Consider the following 17,160-nt stretch of genomic DNA (forward strand, 5'->3'; position numbering starts at 1 on the left):
CAATGAAACTGGTTCAATATCTTGTGAACGGTGGCAAACGCTACGGCATTATGCAGGAAACCGGAATAATTGATCTCTCGCAGCGGCTTGGCGACAAATATCCCACTTTGAAATCTCTACTGTGCGCTAATGCGCTGACGGATGCGGCGTTATGGTGTGATGAGCCGGCGGATTATTACTACCAGGAAGTCACTTTTCTGCCGGTGATTGACGATCCGCAGAAGATCATCTGTGTCGGAATGAATTACGCCGATAAGCGTATTGAGTTTAATGAAACCAACCCGGCCCCAACCCTTTTTGTCCGCTTTGCGGATTCTCAGACCGGGCATAATGGCCTGCTGCTGAAGCCTGAAAATACCAATGAGTTCGACTACGAAGGTGAATTAGCCGTAGTGATTGGGGGGCGATGCTCCCGGGTCAGCGCTGAGGATGCTTTAGATTATGTCGCCGGATACAGCTGCTATATGGATGGTTCAGTGAGGGACTGGCAGCATAGCTGGTTTACGGCTGGAAAAAACTGGCCTTCGACAGGATCATTCGGTCCGTGTCTGGTGACCACAGACGACATTCCCGATCCCCAGATGCTACGTTTACTGACACGACTAAACGGGCGGGAGGTGCAGAACGAATCTACGGCAAATATGATCCATCCTATCGCTTCACTCATTGCTTATATAAGCACCTTTACTCTGCTTTCCCCTGGCGACACGATCCTCACAGGGTCGCCTGGTGGAGTGGGCAAAAAACGCGTTCCACCGCTGTTTTTACACGATGGTGATGTTATTGAAGTTGAGATTGAACATATTGGAACCCTGCGCAATGTCGTCCGGGATAGCCGTTATTTAACATCATCTGTTAGCTGGCATGACGGGAGAAAGTGATGAGTACACTGATTGAATGCGGCGCCTCTCCGTTTATTCCGGGGTTTGCGCTCAAGGATGTTCGTCTGGAAAATGGTCTGACGGTAAGAGTGGCTATCGGAGGCAGCGGTTCACCTTTGGTACTGCTACATGGGCATCCGCAGAATCATACAACATGGCGGAAAGTCGCACCGACATTGGCGCAAAATCATACAGTCATTTTGCCGGATTTGCGTGGCTATGGCGACAGCGATAAACCAACGAGCGATCCGGCGCACCGTACCTATTCAAAGCGCACCATGGCGCAGGATATCGTCATGTTAATGGATGCGCTCGGCTTTTCCCGTTTTGCCTTCGTAGGGCACGATCGTGGCGGACGCGTAGGACACAGGCTCGCGCTGGATTATCCGGATCGTGTGACCTGTTGTACTTTTATCGACATTGCTCCAACCGCGACGATGTACGCCTTGACCGATAAATCCTTTGCTACGCGTTACTTTTGGTGGTTTTTCCTGATTCAACCTTTCCCGTTACCCGAAACGATGATTGCGCACGATCCGGCATTTTTTCTACGTAAGCATATTTCTGGCCAGCTAAAAATAGAGGGCGCGACCTCGCAGGAAGCATTCAATGAATACCTGCGCTGTTACCAGAACCCTGAGATGATCCACGCGATCTGTGAGGACTACCGGGCTGCTGCGACGATTGATTTGGACGATGATGCCGCAGATACGTCGGCGCGTATCCGGTGTCCGTTACAGTTGCTGTGGGGAGGGCTGGGAACGGTAGGGCAACTATATGATGTGGTTGGTACCTGGAAAGAAAAGGCGCTAAACGTTCAGGGGGAAGCATTGCCTTGCGGACACTCCCCGCAGGAAGAGTGTCCTGAGTACTTTATCCAGAAACTTCAGTCCTTTTTACATTCAGTGTTATAACTCGGTCATCCTTTGCAACTTCGCACTGATGCTATGAAAACGACACCTGTAGGAAAAAAACATCGCCAGCCCCTTGAGGGCTGGCCTTCTGTTGAAGATCTTTTCGTTTTTGTCACCGTTGCTCGCAACGGTGGATTTGCCCGGGCAGCGCTGGAGCTGGGGTTATCTCCCTCCTATATCAGCAAACGTATCGCTATCCTTGAAAAATGTCTCAACGCCCGGCTTTTTTTTCGAAATAACAGAGTGATGCGTCTCACACCGGAAGGCGAAAATGCGCTGTGTGGGGCTATGCAGGTCGTCAGTGAAATGGATGGTTTTGTCAGTCGTTTGGATAATCAACGTGGCGTGTTGGCGGGTAATATCACCATCAACTGCTCATTTGGTTTTGGGCATAAATATGTCGCAGAGGCGCTGTCGTCATTTATGATCGCCTATCCTGATATTACGGTAAAACTCACGCTAACGGATCGTGAAGTGGATCTTGTAGAAGAGGGAGTCGATATTGAAATTCGTGTTGGGGATGACATCAACGAATTGTATATCGCACGGCAGTTAGCCACTAATCGACGGATCCTGTGTGCTTCCCCTGAATACCTCGAACGCCACGGCAAGCCAGAGTCTGTTAGTGCGCTTGTGCAGCACGATTGCCTAATGATTCAGGAAAAAAACTCGGCATTTGGCAATTGGATATTAACGGACGGTAAGCAGCAGACACATTGCCGACTAAACGGTTTTCATTCTTCCAACAGCGGCAGTGTGGTGCTTATTTGGGCCCTGAAAGGCCATGGCATTACATTGCGGTCGGAATGGGATGTTGCGCAGTATATTGAACGAGGTGAGCTGGTTCGCGTGTTGCCTCAGTGGTATCAGGAAGCGAATATCTGGGCTGTATATACCCGGCGTTCATCAAGTTCTGATCGTATCAAAATCTGCATCGATTTCCTCACGGAGCATCTTGCACAATGCTTGCCAGGCGGTAAAGCACCGGGCGTACTGTGATCAGTCGGCGCCAACTGTCGTGGCGCCAGATGCTCTGACTTACGTTTACTGTTAGGTGTTCTTTTTACCAGCACCCAGTAGCTTTTAGGGCGTTGCGTTGGTGGCGCGGTTTTGTTTCCGCTATCGTGGCGAAGTTATCTTTTATCCCACCACGCGGCCCAACCTCCACATAGATACCTCCATTATTACCGGATTTCTCACCTGGTTTTAACGTCATATTTTATCTCCTGATTTTTGGGTGACAATTATCGGAGGTTGAGGATTCTATTGGTATCGGCTGGATGGCATTGTAAGTATCACACACTCACTCCATAACAATCAGATTGATTGAGCGACTACTTTAGCTCAATAGATATGTGTTCATCTTAAGCGTATTATCGCAGGTTGGCAATTAAAATTCTTTTAAAAAACAATACCATCCATCAATTCAATCTGCTGATTTTTCGAGGTTTTCTCAAATTTAGTTCTGCTTATGTAATGCTACCTAACTGACTAAAAGTAATGCTCTTTTCACACAAAAGCCTTAACAGAGGAAATGCAATATTACGTGACTTAATGCCTCTGCTCATTCTCATTAGTTATACCAATGTAATGTTTTCTCACAGCAAAAGAGAAGTAGCTACCTGTGCAGCATTATAGGCGGAAAATCCATTGGGTGTATCACCAAAGATGAAATAGAAAATTAATATTATTAATTAAATGAATATGAAATAGGTATTGTTCCTGTTATCGTTACAACCTTTTCTTTCATAACAATCTTCTCATTTTCTTTCTCGCGTACTTGTTTAGCATGGTATAGATGTCTATGAGGACGTCAGTCCGCAAAGCATTCGTTCTGCATGGTATGCCTTTCGCTATTCTCAGGGGTGTGAAATGAAAGTTTTCTTTGATGGAGTCTATATAAGCATATGAAATTGATAATAATTCTTCTTCTCGCGCTATTCCCGTTATGTTCATCTGCCAGCAATCATTATGCCCTTGTTTTTGAAAATAACACGATACTGCTTGTTTTAAATCTTAAATGTTCTCCCTGTGATTTAAACTGCGCAAATATTCAATATCAGCTTTTCAATAAAGAGACGGAGTCTGTTATTTCAGGGGCTGCTAAGCCTGTGACAACGGGCATCGAAAATAATTTCGCGGTTATATGATGCGTAATAATAATACGTTCTACACATTAATTGAATCAGATAATGAAAAAGTATGGGATATGTCTGTTGAGGAGAAGGGAACTCAACAGAACAAAGATGCCGTGCAAAAAGTAAAATATCAGCTTAATGCTATTTTTGACAATGGTACATGCTGAATTCTGGCCTGTCTCAGGGATACGATCGTATCCCTGAATATTTCCCATCAAAACTCAGCAATAAAATTACTCTCACTAATATATTTTTCCAGTATGGCGGTATATTGTCGCCAGTTCCCGAAGTCGTTGATTACTGCATAATTTATCGATGCACCCGGCGTTGGCGAGCGTGTTAGCGGCACATCACGTGCTGTTTTCGGCGCAACCATGATATCGCCGATACTTTTCTTGTTATCCATCGTTAGCGTTAAACTCATATACCACGAGGTGGGGTTAACTATCCGTATAGTATTCTCTTTAGCAATAAAGCGTAATTTTTTCTCCTCCGCTTCCGTTGGCGCTTTTAATCCGGTCGGGCGAATTAAAATTTTTAGCCGCAAACGAAGCGGTAATACCAGTTTTCGCGGGTGGTTTTTAATGTCCTGGGTGACTGGCGGTATCTGATAAATGTTTAGCCAGAAGAGACTCTCCCGGTCCGTTGCCAGCTGCTGGCGGGAACTCAGGAGCAGGCGAAGCGTTCTCAGTTCTCCTGGCTGCATTTTAAATACCGGCGGCAGCGCCACCAGCGGCGTTTTGCTGTTATCCGGAGAGGCGTCAATGTTTCCGGCGTCGGTCCATACCTGTAACAGCATCGGCGTTGTATTATCGTTGGATAATGTCAACGATTGAGCGACCTCATCTGAAGCAAAAATAATTCGGGTTCTGTCAATATTAACGGCGGCTTGTGCCGGGCCATACCATCCCGTCAACCCAAGTAGCGTTAATATGACTTTACTGAAAACTAACCACTGCCTGTAATTGCGCATTCACGCTTCCTGCCGTTACTGTTTGTCCGCCGATCGCCTCAAGCGAGGCAGTAAAATCACCGCTATAGGTTTCTACTGAACCGGATGATACCCGTGTGGTTAGATCTTTATAGCCATACCAGCCTCGGGCGTTGCCAGTGCCTGTCTTGATCCGATCGGGTAACAGGTTAATCGGCGTACCGGCATCGTTATAGATGCGGATACCCACTCCGGAAGCTACGCCAGGTTCGCCATAATGGGTGTCCAGTAGCCACGACAGACCGCCTGCGGATGTGGTTAGCCCCAGGCGACGCGCCGCCGCCACGGCGGTGGGTTGATTAACGACAAACCCCATTGCGACATTAGCGGCGCTGGTGGACGGGAGGGCACTGGACACGGCGCCGGACTCACATTCCAGGCTGACGTGGAAAGGCGCCTGGCTATTGCCTCCGGCGGCTAATATGCCGACGGCGACAGGGGGAATTTTCACGATCGCAGGATAATCTGTGATTTTACATAACGCGCCGCGAACATAGGTGACGCTATTATATGTACTCCATGCCCCGGGCCAATAGCTGGGCCAGCCATAATAATCGCTGGCATGATCCAGTCCCGCTTTGATCCGCTCGGTAATCAAGCCTGGGCCTTTAAACGCGATATAACCCCGAGGCTGCGTCCAGGTATCTCGGTCCATTGGATTCTGGTAGGCAAAATATTTTCTTGAGTCAATTTTAAACATCTCATATAGCACGTTGCTAAACGCGCTGGCAGGAATATAAATATATTTGTCATCCTGAAACCAACTGTCTGCGGTAAGTTGGCGTTCTTTCCAGAAACGGCTGTAATATTCGCCGGTACTGAGGTTTGTCATACGGACAGCAACATTACGCTCCACATCATAATAAGCGCCTTCTACTTCGGGAGTAAAAAATGCCCCCGCAAAAGCGCTATCGCCATTTGTCGAATACATCTCATAGAGCTTCCCGGCATCGGCGGAATCGCAGCGGTAAAGTACCTGTTTACTGGAATAGGGCGTGCCGGTGGCGGCCGTCAGGAAGTTACCGATCCCACTGGCCAATAGCGTGCCGGAGGGTTGAAATGTTTCACTATTACTGACGCTAATCACCGTTGGCAAACCGATATTACCGGTATTCGTGTCAGTTGCGCCGATCCAGTTTTGCGCCGTGTAGCCCGCTTTTATCGCCGCGTCAGAGAGCGCGCTCTTATCGGTGACTTTGATACATGACGACCATGTTCCGGCGCTGACGAACAGGCTGGTGATAAACAATAGCATTCGGAAACTAAAAAGCATTGTGCTATTCCTTCTCGCAGATTTTGTTCAGATAGAGAAACGGTTCTTTGGTGTGAAGATCGAGTTGGTAGGCAACCCGGCAACGCTGGTTTGCCCCTGTTCCCCAGCGCACCAGTAGAGAACCCGACGGATGGGCGATACGGGCATAAATCTGCCCACTCTGGCCGACCATGCCGATGTTTGTGCCTTCACCGTTGAAAACATCAGCGCCCATTGGCGGTATGCCGCCATCCGGCATCTTCACGGAGATCAGCACTGCTTTGCCGCTGATAGTGGCGAAATTGACACGCGCGATGGCGCCGGCATAGGGCACAATCTGCTGACTTCCTCCCGTCAGTTCGGCATCGCTGCGCATCTTACGGGTATCGAGCGTAACGTTATTGACGCGGTAAGGAGATAACGAAGGCAGAATGGCGTAACCAAAGCGATCAACCACAGCGCCCTGGCCATTTTGTACGATCGCGCCCTGCGCGCCATCGGCATGAATAAGCGCAAAGGTATCGCTGGTATAGGGGCCAGCCGTCAGACCGCCAGGGTGAAGTACCAGGGTGCCGGACGCGCCCAGCCCTTCCTGACGATAGTTATCACCCTGGTCATAGTTGGCGCGAAGTGCGCCAAACCGGGTGTTCTGTTGTAGATTACCGCCAAACGTCGTTGGCGCGCTGCTATCGCTATTACTATTGCGATAACGCTCGTAGCCGCCATAAACCGACCATGACAGGTCGCTGTTTTCACCGCTACTGCCGGTCATGGATACGGTTGAGGAACGGCTTTGACTGGACTGGTTATAATTCATGGCGACAGACGTTCTGTTTTCGCCCCAATCCAGCGGTATAGAGACATTAAACGACATTGTGGTTTCGGTATATTTTTGTCGGCTACTCACGTCCAGTGGTTCGTTAACGCCGTGATAAAAGCGATCGTAATCCCAGGTGGTGCGCTGTCGTGCGATATTCACCCCGTAGCTTATATTCCGCCACTGGTTGCTATACCCCATTTGTAGCTGTGTTATACGCGATTGGTTATTGTAGTAGTCTGCGGTGCTGGCGCTGAGGTTAAGCGTGCCAAGCCGTCTTAACGGCTGGCTTACCGTCGCGGACAGGCGATTGCGCTGATGCAGCGTGTCGGAGTAGTAATCAATCCCCGTTTTTGCTTCCCGGCGTACGCCGAGCACGTCCTGAAGATCGCGAAAGCCGTTGGTTGAATAACGATAAGCCGCCAGCACCAGGTTAGTGCCGGTGGTAAACGTTTTGCTGTAACTGAGTTCCGCGCGCCAGCCTTGTTGGCGATCGTTATGCTCTGCGCGCGCATTCGACCAGGTGGCGTTAAGGCCGAACGCGCCCATACCGGTGGCCCAGACGCCGCCCGCCAGCCATGCCTGGTAACGCTGCGCAATTCGTGAACCGAGGTTGAGGGTAATGGTGTTATTAACGCCGTGCTGGAACGTTCCCTCAAAGAAACGATTTTCAATATCGTAGTACTGACGAACCCTGCCGAAGGCCAGCGAATAGTGCCAGTTACCGGGACGTACCGAATCCGGCACGGAAGAATAAGGCACGGTGAAACGTGAGGTTTTACCGCTGGCCTCGATAACCTCTACCTCCAGATCGCCTTGATAACGGGTGTTGTACAGATCGTCAATATAAAATGGGCCCGGCGGAACGTTGGTTTCATAAATCACTTTCCCCAGTTGTTTTACTACCACGTGCGCGCTACTGGCCGCTACGCCCCGAACTTCCGGCGCATAACCGCGTTTGCCCTGCGGGCGCATCCGCTCGTCGGTGACTAGTTTAGCTCCGTTAAAAGACAGACTGCCGAATAAGCTGGAGTCCGTATAGCTATCGCCCAGCGACAGGATACTGTTAATAGACGCGACAGGTCTTTGCACCCAGGTTCGAACGCTATTATAGCGCCAGGCGCTTCCGCTCTGGTTGCTATTGGCATAGCGCAGATTACTTTGATGACGGACCTGCCAAAGTCCGAGGTTAACGCCCATGTTTAAACCGCTCCATAAGTATTGGTAGCGATAATGGCTGTCGGTATTTTCGGTGTGGGTCCAGTTTGTGTTATGGCGTAAAAACAGCGCCAGCGCGCCGCTATCCCACTCTGAAGGGGAGATATAACCGCGCGGTTTGTGCGTAAGTTCGGTCATTGGAATCGTCAGCAACAGGCGAAGCGTGGCGCTATCAAATTGCCAGCCGGCATGAGGTACCCACTCCCTGAGCGGGCGACACTCGGTCGCAGCGTCGGTCGCGGGGAGTGATTTTATCTGTGCCGCTTTCATCACCGATAAGGGCAGACAGGGTTCAGTCTGTTGACCCTCTTTTACAGCATTAAATCGAATATTAGTGCTCGCTGTTACCAGCGTGCCATTAACGTAAACGTCGGCAAGATAGTCTCCGGAAGGCGTTTGCTGTTCATTAAAACGGGCAATATTTTGTCCGTAAGTGGCCCCCTGAAGTAGCGCAGGATCAAAATAATACTCTTCACCCTGCGCGGAGCCTGAGCAAACTATGGCGATCAATAGCGCAAGGCTTTTGCGGTTCAAATTAATGGTGGGGGACATCGTAGCTCTCGCTTATCCTTGCGCCCAGGTCGTTAACCAAAGTAACGGTGACTGTACCGGAGAAGGATTTGAGTGGCCGTTTGCCCGGCAGCCACCAGGTTTGACTGGAGAAAGGGGCAATCATGTCAGCATCCAGGTTATACGAAGCGCCGTTCACTTTTACATTCAGGTTACTTAAAGAGGCAAACCAGGGCTGCGGATTAACAATAACAATACCGCTTTTTCCGGAACCCTTATTTACCGTTTTAATCTGTAATTTTTTCGCCAGATTATCAGGTTTGCCTAGCCCGTCAGGACGATAGAAAAGTTTTATTCTTGAGCGCAGCATCACCAACATTTTATTTTGCCCACTGTCGCTGCCAATATTCGTTGGTGGTACCTGTAATACGTTAAACCAGAATACTGACTCACGATCCTGCGGCAATTTTTTCGTGTTGTTATAAATTACACGTACCACCTGGCCTGCTTTGGGTTGAATACGAAATACTGGCGGCGTGGCAATAAACGGCATCGCGCTGCTATTTTCCGGGCTGGTATTCATATCGCCATCGTCAAACCAGGTTTGTACGATATAAGGTATTGCATCATTATTTTTTAACTGCACATCTACGGAGGAGGCTGTTGATGGGTAAATTATTCGGCTACCCAAAATAGTAACGCTCGCCCACGATGTTGTGGCGGGTAGGGCCAGCAATAGAAAAACTATTAAGTAATATAATGCGGAATGTCGGGTATCCATTTTCATCTCAACAACTCCCTGGCGATTGAAAATGGTCTGGCGTTTCAACGCCAGACCGTAGCGACAATTATTTATACGAAACGGCGTATTGTAGGGTGGCAGCGACTGTCCCAGCCTCTGCTTTCCCGGTAGAGTAATACCGCGCGGTATAAGTCGCGCTCGCTTCAGAAGCATTTGGTTCCAGCTGTAGGTCGCCGTCGCCAGTAAAGCCGCCGGTCAGATTGATTGGCTCCCCTGAAGTGTCGAGTAATTGGACTTCAACATTTTTCGCGCTGCCAGTATTACCCAGGTTACCGTTACTGGTGACCTGATTACCGACAAAGACAGTGGAAATTTTTGTTGTTTTGTCCTTAGAGCCGGTACACCCGGACAGCCCAATATCAAACGTTATTGGCCCCGCAGTTTTCCCTTGTTCTGATAAATCTTTAGTACTTACTGTTGGCAATAACACGACGGGTTTAGCCTGATTACCATTAATCACGACAGAGCATGTTTCATCAGAGACTTCCCCTTGAAAGGTGATGGTGTTATCAGAAACAGCCATCGCGCTGCTGGAGACAAGAAGTGAGCCTGTGATCATTGCTAAATACTTTTTCATAGACATATGATAATGTTCCTGTATTAATCTTTACTTTTTCAGGACGAGTGCAATTCGCCCGAATGTTTCGTGCTTATGGAGGAGTGGTAAAAATAACGATCATTAACTCTATTTTTGGATGTGAGCTATACCCTCCTGACTATTGATAATGCGATATAAAACAAACAGACTTATTTCTCTTATCATGAAATAGAGCGATAAGCGCTTTCGTCCATACATCTCATTAGTACAACTGATAGTGTTATCATTTGATTGAGTGTAATCCGATAACAATTCTCTCCGCGTCTGAATAGATAGACTATGTTGCAATACAAACCTGCACATTTTTGCTATGTAAAATCCGTATCAGTTAAACCTCCCGATGGATAATACGATGGTGAGATTAAGGTAAATTTTCTGAAATGTGCTTCTGAAACAGTATAATTAGTCTTACTTTTTTCTTACTTTTGGCCTTTCAGAAGTTTCCTGAGTTTGCGTTAAGGTAAAGAAAAGTGTTCAGGTTTACCTATAAATGTTTGATTTGTAATGTGCAGGTAATACTTGTGTCAATTATTGTTTACTATAAGTGAGACTTATAAGTTAAACTCAGGTTAATTAGGGGGCTGAATTCTTTTTTAAGCATGATAATATGTCGTCTGAATGATGGATGCAGTTACCTTTAGGATTGTCATGAATGAAAGCATATTTTTACTTGATAAGCGTGTTGTATTTGATAGTACGAAGATGACCTTATCGCATGGTAATGAGATAATCAGAATATCGGAAGCTGAGACCCATCTGCTTCTTGCTTTTTGGCATGGTCTTTACAAAAAAGAAGATATTATTCATTTTGTTTGGGAAAATCGTGGAGGCTGCGTCTCAGAATCAAGTTACTATAAACTCATTAATCAAATGAGAAATGATTTTAGTAGCATCGGTCTACAGTCATCTGACATCGTAACTCGCCCTCGGGTGGGGGTGTCGCTGTCTGTTGCCATTGAACCTATAAAAAAAATCACCTCCCTAAAGGTGAGTGATGAAAACGTTAAAGGCACCCCGACTCGGGAGAACATATTTTACAAAATTAAACGTCACAGCGTATTTGTGGTATTAACAGGAGCCATTCTTCTGGCATTGCTCTATGGTGTATTTACTATATATAAAGCGCCTGTTCGTAACAGCCCTGATAGTTTTTTTACATATCTTGGCGAATATAACGATTATGCAATCTATAAAACAAAAGAGGATAAGGTCACATTAAGTGAAGTAGTTTTTGCTTTTAACTCTCTAAAAATTAAAATTTACCGGCAAAATGGACGCCATCTTTATTATATCAGGGAGCCTAATATGAATATTTTTCTGCAATGCTTAAATCCTGTTGAAATGGCGGTGCCAAAATGTATTACAGTAAAAGAACGTTACTGATTATATTTGTAATATTTATCGCCATTGTCGCAATCGGATCGATAATAGCGCTTGAGTGGGTAAATCGTGACTCTTATAGAACCAATAATCTTATATGCACGACAAAATCAGAAGCGTATATTGAACCACGAAAATTGTACATGGATGGTGGACTTGTGCTGGATCTTAAATCCGGCAGGATTACCCTGCACTACGATGTTACTACCGATACGAAAGAGAAACGGCTTTTTTTTCGTGATATCTGCATCAGCAAACTGCGCAGAACGGGTATGAAAACATTTACTTTTAAAGTCAATTCAGTTAAGACTTTTGAGTCTGATACTGCTGGCGATTTGTTTTCCTGGTTGAGACTGTTACAGCCTGGTACGATTAATGAGTTAAAGATGGTCAAAATTGGGAAAAATACCTACATGTTTTCGCTTAATCGACATTTGTATAATGTGTGTACCACCAGTAGTAACGTTGAGTTGTAGCCAATAATCCCTGTATTGATGGGAATTCGTTCCGTGATTTATGCCTCATCAGGCAGCGAACCTGGCATCAGACTAACATATTGAATGCGTCTGTATTTTAGATATCTGCTATCGTTTATTTTAACGATAGTATCCTGCACCTGTTGGGTATTGATATTTTCTTGTCTATTTTCGGCACAGGGAGTGCCATCTTGCTATCATTAAGAACGTATAACCTATCTCTCAATATTGCTTTTCTATATTAATGTTACTTTAGTTATCCTATAAAAGCGTACAGTGGCAAAAGGAAGGCCGGTAAGAGGGCAATGATTTGAAAGTAAGAAAGCTATTTCTGATGTTGTTTATTGCCGTTCCACTGATCGTAATGATATTGGTGGGGTTACTCGCGGGTATCTTCCAGCTAAAACGAGATATCGCCGTCAGCGCCAATACGCTGCTGCGGTTTAGCGCGGATATATCAGCCGCCTCCTGGCAAGTCGCCGGAAAAGCCGCCAGACTGGCTGAGAGTTCCTGTACTGATACGCTGAAAGAACTGTCCAGAACGCGGGCCTTCACTCCTTATGTCCGTGACATTGGGTTTCTGGAAAATGGTGATATCACTTGCTCCTTTGTCACAGGAACCGAACGCTATCATTTTTCCCGACTGGCAGGGCTTTCTTTACCTGCTTCTTATCCGGAACGGTGGTTGCGATCTATCGGTAGTATGGCCGAAGGACCCGATCGCCTTGTTGTGGTTTATGTGAAAAAAGTAGCAGCGAATAAAGCGGCTTTTGTCATTGTGGATTCGCAGTATGTCCAGGAGCTCATGGAGATATTGGCTGCAGAGAGAGCATCAGCCTTTAGCCTGACATTCGGCGCAGGGGAGGCGATTACCAGCGCTGCGACGTTGCGCGGTAAGGCGTTTTTAACGCAGCGGTTCACCTCAACCGATCACACTATCCAGCTGATGGTGCGAACCCCTTTCTCAACGTTATCGGCATACTGGTTACAAAACCTTTTTATTTTTATTCCGCTGTCATTGTGTCTTTCTGTAGGGATGATGTTGTTTTACAGGCGCTGGTATTTAAAACGTTTATCTCTGGCCCGGGAGATTGCCAGGGGGATAACGCACAATGAGTTTACGGTACATTATCAACCTGTTTTTAACGTTAAACACGGTAGTTGCGGCGGCGTGGAGGCGCTAATGCGCTGGCCGCAACCGGATGGCCGTTTTATAACCCCGGATATTTTTATTACCGCCGCAGAAAATGAAGGCATGATTATTCCACTCTCTCGTCATCTGTTCGAACTGATTGCTCATGACGTGATAAACTGGACTGTACCGGATGATTTCTATATCAGCGTAAATATATCGCCTGCGCATCTTATGGATGACGGTTTTATACAAGATATAGAGGCGCTCAGGACTCGTTTGGGAACGATAACGCTTATGTTGGAGCTCACCGAGCGTAGCCTGATTGTAGAACCTTCACAGGTCGCGGAAAAACTTTCAACGCTCCGTGAAAAAGGCGTGTTAATAGCGATTGATGATTTTGGGACCGGCTATTGCTCACTCTCCTATCTCCAACAATTACCTGTAGACTATCTTAAAATAGACAGAACGTTTATCGATACCATTGATACCAGCAGCGATGATGTTCCTGTCCTGGATACTATCATTACGCTGAGTCAGCGACTGGGACTCAATGTGGTTGCCGAAGGGGTCAGTACCCAGCACCAATTGCGTTATATCTTAAGCCACGGGGTAGGATTCGTTCAGGGATTTCTTTATGCCAGGCCGATGGAGGCTAATGACTTTATGAGCTGGCTTGGCAAGTCAGCCCAGAGGCAAAATGGTCTGCTCAAGGGGGAAAACGAATCTGCGAGTGGCCTGGTGGCTGAATAATACAGGAGCTCGCTACGGAAAAAAATTCAATAGCGCGATATATCCTGGTAATATGTTTATGCCGTGAAGAAACGTGATAGCACTGGGGCGGATATTTTTATGAGTCAGAACAATTATCTGATTGACAAAAGAGTTATTCTTGATTGTGAAAGAATGACGCTTTCCTGCGCCGGAGAGTCGATAACGATATCTGAATCGGAACGCAGTTTGCTTATCGCTTTTCATGAAGGCCTTTTTAAAAAAGATGATTTAATTAACTATGTCTGGGGGCGCAAAGGTGTCGTGGTCTCTGATGCCAGTTATTATAAACTGATTAACCAGCTACGAGGATCATTTGATAAAATTGGTCTTAAGGGGGCATCTGTTGTGACTCGCCCTCGCGTGGGTGTTTTACTCTCAGTTTCCATTGAACCGTTGAGTGATGAGGCGCAAAATATGCCGTTGCCTGCTGTTGCTGAAACAGAATTATCGACGGTTGAAGTGCGACGCGATGACACTATTAACCCCCCAATACCGGGCGCTGTGAATAGAAAAGATTGGCTCTACTTTTGCCTGGCCGCGCTTCTGATGTTTTTTATGATGTATAAAGTTAAGGGTGAAAATATTGATTACTTTACCCTCCAGGGTTCGTATGATGGATACACTTTTTATAGTGTCGGGCATGATAAAACCCATCTGACGGATATCGTTGAAGCGTACTCTGAGATGAGTAATGAAATACATAAACAAAACGGAAAAATCATTTATTACATTCGCGTTCCTAATACAAATATTTTTGTCCAGTGTCTTAACCAACTTGATATAGCGGAGCCAAAATGCATTTCCATAAAAGAACGTTATTAAGCGTGGCGACGCTTGGTATGTTGGCTGTTTCAGTCGTACTGATGGTAGTTTGGGTACGAAACAGTAGCCATAGTTCTATTAATACTAATGAATTTTTATGCACGACAAGAACGGTAACGACGATACAGCCTAAAGATATCCATGCCGATGGTAGTCTTGTTCTTGATTTTAAGATGAAGAGAATTACGCTTCAATATGAAATAAAAACAAAAGATAACGGTGTAAAAATATTATACCGGGACGTGTATATGAAAAATTTACATCGAACAGCGCCTGGTGTTTATACGTTCGAAGTATCCCAGGTAAAAGTCTTTGCCACGGACACGGCTGGCGATATGTTATCATATTTACGGGTTCTGCATCCGGAAGCGGCTAATGAGATTCGAATATCTAAAGTGGGTGAGAAAACCTTTTTTTATTCTCTTAATCGGCAGCTTTATAACGTTTGTACCGCGCAGTAGATCTGAATGTTGTCTGAATGCGTCAGAAAGCGAGTTGCGAAATTGCCCTCCGCAAGGGTAAAGGTTAACTTGAATGTTAATTAAAATGTATATAAAACAGTTATTTATGAATTTTTGACTCTTCGGGAAGGTGACTGATACTCGCTGATAACCTCTCGCAGTCCGCCTGACGGATGCGATGCCAGGATCGGGTCTGAAGCAACTATGAATCCGCCATTAATAAAAAAGTAAGAACTCTGTAAGACTGATTTCATATCCATTATCGAATATATCAGGTTATATTACCTCCGCAGTTGGCATGACTGGTAATAAGCGCATTAGGTGCTCTTAATCTAAATGCTATTTGTGTGCCATAAGTTCCGGTACCGCCTTAATTATATATCAAAAATGGAGTGGTTTTAATGAAAAGACGGTCTTCGTTCCTTGTTTTTTTAGGTTTATTATTAGCGTCACCTTTAGCTTTGGCTAACGATCAGCACACCGTATCGTTTGGTTATGCACAAACTCATCTCAGTTCATTGAAAAATAGCGATAGCAAAGATCTGCGAGGCTTTAATTTTAAATATCGTTACGAGTTTAATGAGACCTGGGGGATGTTAGGCTCATTCACCGCGACGCGCAATGAAATGGAGAATTACACCTGGAAAGAGGGGAAATTGCATAAAAATGGTTCCGATTCTGTGGACTATGGTTCTTTGATGTTTGGACCAACATATCGTTTTAATGACTATGTGAGCCTGTACGGCAATGCGGGTATAGCGACGATGAAATTTAATAAACACTCAAAAGAAGACTCCTTTGCCTACGGCGCTGGCGTAATATTTAATCCAGTTAAGAGTATATCTATCGATGCATCATGGGAAGCCAGTCGTTTCTTCGCTGTGGATACCAATACATTTGGTGTCAGCGTAGGTTATCGCTTCTGATATTAAAAGTATAAGCGTTACGTTTATGGCAAGGAATTAAAAATAATATGGCGCTGCTACAGAATAGGGATGGTTATGAGCGCTCAGGTAATCTTAAGAGGAAGATAAAACACTCACCGTAGCGTTATTCTATTGATGAAATTATGATAAATTCACTATCGGAACAACTTCCGTTAAAAACGATAGGTATAGTTTTAACGGATGATTATTATACTTATTTAGGCATCGCTTCACTCTTTGAGGATGGGAAGTGCTTTATGTTCCCACTCAATGGAGAATATAATTCGTGTCAGATATCAGCTAGCGAAGATATCATAATTATTATTGATGGACGAGTTTTGATTCAGGGGGTCTGGAAAGGTTTTAAGGCGCTCATGCAGCATTATCCACATACTCGTCGAATCTGGCTCACGCGCAGAGATATTGGAAAACTTTATCCACATGGCTGCGATAGAGATCCTGATATCGATCCCGATTTGGCAAAGCCTGTTTTTATTGAGCATTTCATTAAATACGCTTGTGCAAACGAAGTAGCGGTCGGTGAACTTGCGCCATTGACAAAAAAGGAGGAGGAGTTGTTATGGCACTTTTTATATAAAAAGTCGATGAGTCAGATCGCCAGTAGCTATGGCATGAGTCGTAAGACTTTGTACATTCATAGATTGCGTATCTGTCGTAAATATGGCTTCAAACGCTTTTTCCATTTGCTATTTATTTACCAAAGAAGTCGCCATATCTTCGCATCTAAAATTTGCCGTGTAGACAAAAACGCCGATCAGGCTTGAAGCAAACAAGATGAAAAAGTTAACGATGAGAGAGTGTGAAAGCATCAATCCTACTATGCTGCTTGCCATTAAGATACTTATCTCGGCGCTTGACGAAAAAACAAAAATAAGGCTCAGAGAGCATATTGAAAAAACTGAACAAGAAATAGCCTCAAGCATACATGATAGCATCATGACAGAGACTTTTCTTCAGCAAATGAAAGACATTCGTTACATCTTAAATATAGTTCCTTGACGGCGTTCAGGAGCAAGAACGCGTTATTATTTAATGGTTAATAGACCA

General features: G+C 45.6%; 15 protein-coding genes and 3 pseudogenes. 12 read left to right on the plus strand and 6 right to left on the minus strand.

What is annotated here, in order from left to right:
- Positions 1-2: 2 nt before the first annotated feature.
- Genes ACLD4F_RS11190 through ACLD4F_RS11200 form a run of 3 tightly spaced genes read left to right on the plus strand, consistent with a single transcriptional unit; the run spans position 3 to position 2,794 of the window.
- Positions 3-881 carry a fumarylacetoacetate hydrolase family protein gene (locus ACLD4F_RS11190; protein WP_000780206.1) on the plus strand — a complete coding sequence of 293 codons (879 nt, stop codon included), beginning with the start codon at positions 3-5 and terminating at the stop codon, positions 879-881.
- Positions 881-1,795 carry an alpha/beta fold hydrolase gene (locus ACLD4F_RS11195; RefSeq protein ID WP_000105592.1) on the plus strand — a complete coding sequence of 305 codons (915 nt, stop codon included), beginning with the start codon at positions 881-883 and terminating at the stop codon, positions 1,793-1,795. Before ACLD4F_RS11190 ends, ACLD4F_RS11195 begins: the two co-directional genes overlap by 1 nt.
- Before the next feature lie 33 nt (positions 1,796-1,828).
- On the plus strand, positions 1,829-2,794 hold the full coding sequence (locus ACLD4F_RS11200; protein ID WP_058821337.1) for a LysR family transcriptional regulator: 966 nt from the start codon (positions 1,829-1,831) through the stop codon (positions 2,792-2,794).
- Here the strand turns inward: ACLD4F_RS11200 and ACLD4F_RS11205 are convergent.
- Positions 2,739-3,011, minus strand: a pseudogene (locus ACLD4F_RS11205) (cytoplasmic protein). The gene ACLD4F_RS11200 and the pseudogene ACLD4F_RS11205 sit on opposite strands and share 56 nt — an antisense overlap.
- A 691-nt stretch (positions 3,012-3,702) precedes the next feature.
- Here ACLD4F_RS11205 and ACLD4F_RS11210 point away from each other — a divergent pair.
- A pseudogene (locus ACLD4F_RS11210) lies at positions 3,703-4,100 on the plus strand (hypothetical protein).
- A 47-nt stretch (positions 4,101-4,147) separates the two neighbouring features.
- On the opposite strand, the gene stbE reads toward ACLD4F_RS11210, so the two are convergent.
- The 5 genes from stbE to ACLD4F_RS11235 form a co-directional block, all read right to left on the minus strand.
- The gene (gene stbE, locus ACLD4F_RS11215; protein ID WP_411010841.1) at positions 4,148-4,906 is read right to left on the minus strand and encodes a fimbrial biogenesis chaperone StbE; all 759 of its coding nucleotides are present in this window, start codon (positions 4,904-4,906) and stop codon (positions 4,148-4,150) included.
- A complete protein-coding gene (stbD, locus tag ACLD4F_RS11220) occupies positions 4,872-6,197 on the minus strand; it encodes a fimbrial usher protein StbD (RefSeq protein ID WP_079944517.1) in 1,326 nt (441 codons plus the stop codon). The genes stbE and stbD overlap by 35 nt, the downstream gene beginning before the upstream one ends.
- Before the next feature lie 4 nt (positions 6,198-6,201).
- The gene (locus ACLD4F_RS11225) at positions 6,202-8,763 is read right to left on the minus strand and encodes a fimbrial outer membrane usher protein (protein ID WP_411010842.1); all 2,562 of its coding nucleotides are present in this window, start codon (positions 8,761-8,763) and stop codon (positions 6,202-6,204) included.
- Positions 8,747-9,508 carry a fimbrial biogenesis chaperone StbB gene (gene stbB, locus ACLD4F_RS11230; protein ID WP_126524245.1) on the minus strand — a complete coding sequence of 254 codons (762 nt, stop codon included), beginning with the start codon at positions 9,506-9,508 and terminating at the stop codon, positions 8,747-8,749. Before stbB ends, ACLD4F_RS11225 begins: the two co-directional genes overlap by 17 nt.
- 61 nt (positions 9,509-9,569) lie before the next feature.
- A complete protein-coding gene (locus tag ACLD4F_RS11235; RefSeq protein WP_000062033.1) occupies positions 9,570-10,106 on the minus strand; it encodes a fimbrial protein in 537 nt (178 codons plus the stop codon).
- A 663-nt stretch (positions 10,107-10,769) separates the two neighbouring features.
- Here ACLD4F_RS11235 and ACLD4F_RS11240 point away from each other — a divergent pair.
- The 8 genes and pseudogenes from ACLD4F_RS11240 (at position 10,770) to ACLD4F_RS11275 (ending at position 17,112) form a co-directional block, all read left to right on the plus strand.
- On the plus strand, positions 10,770-11,504 hold the full coding sequence (locus ACLD4F_RS11240; RefSeq protein ID WP_001005866.1) for a transcriptional regulator: 735 nt from the start codon (positions 10,770-10,772) through the stop codon (positions 11,502-11,504).
- Positions 11,477-11,777 (plus strand): annotated as a pseudogene (locus ACLD4F_RS11245) (hypothetical protein). Before ACLD4F_RS11240 ends, ACLD4F_RS11245 begins: the two are co-directional and overlap by 28 nt.
- Before the next feature lie 510 nt (positions 11,778-12,287).
- On the plus strand, positions 12,288-13,862 hold the full coding sequence (locus ACLD4F_RS11250; protein WP_080208028.1) for an EAL domain-containing protein: 1,575 nt from the start codon (positions 12,288-12,290) through the stop codon (positions 13,860-13,862).
- 99 nt (positions 13,863-13,961) lie between these two features.
- A complete protein-coding gene (locus tag ACLD4F_RS11255; protein WP_079821234.1) occupies positions 13,962-14,705 on the plus strand; it encodes a transcriptional regulator in 744 nt (247 codons plus the stop codon).
- Positions 14,678-15,166 (plus strand): hypothetical protein, encoded by a 489-nt coding sequence (locus tag ACLD4F_RS11260; protein WP_001749087.1) that lies wholly within the window; start codon positions 14,678-14,680, stop codon positions 15,164-15,166. The genes ACLD4F_RS11255 and ACLD4F_RS11260 overlap by 28 nt, the downstream gene beginning before the upstream one ends.
- Before the next feature lie 401 nt (positions 15,167-15,567).
- A complete protein-coding gene (locus ACLD4F_RS11265; protein WP_000830237.1) occupies positions 15,568-16,092 on the plus strand; it encodes an Ail/Lom family outer membrane beta-barrel protein in 525 nt (174 codons plus the stop codon).
- A 143-nt stretch (positions 16,093-16,235) separates the two neighbouring features.
- Positions 16,236-16,877, plus strand: a complete 642-nt coding sequence (locus ACLD4F_RS11270; protein ID WP_156010217.1) for a helix-turn-helix transcriptional regulator — start codon at positions 16,236-16,238, stop codon at positions 16,875-16,877.
- 10 nt (positions 16,878-16,887) lie between these two features.
- Complete coding sequence (locus ACLD4F_RS11275) at positions 16,888-17,112, plus strand: membrane protein (protein ID WP_000737127.1); 225 nt, start codon at positions 16,888-16,890, stop codon at positions 17,110-17,112.
- The last annotated feature ends 48 nt before the right edge of the window (positions 17,113-17,160 follow it).

The organism is Salmonella sp. 741265050_HSA, from assembly GCF_046569445.1.
In the GTDB taxonomy this organism is placed as follows: domain Bacteria; phylum Pseudomonadota; class Gammaproteobacteria; order Enterobacterales; family Enterobacteriaceae; genus Salmonella; species Salmonella enterica.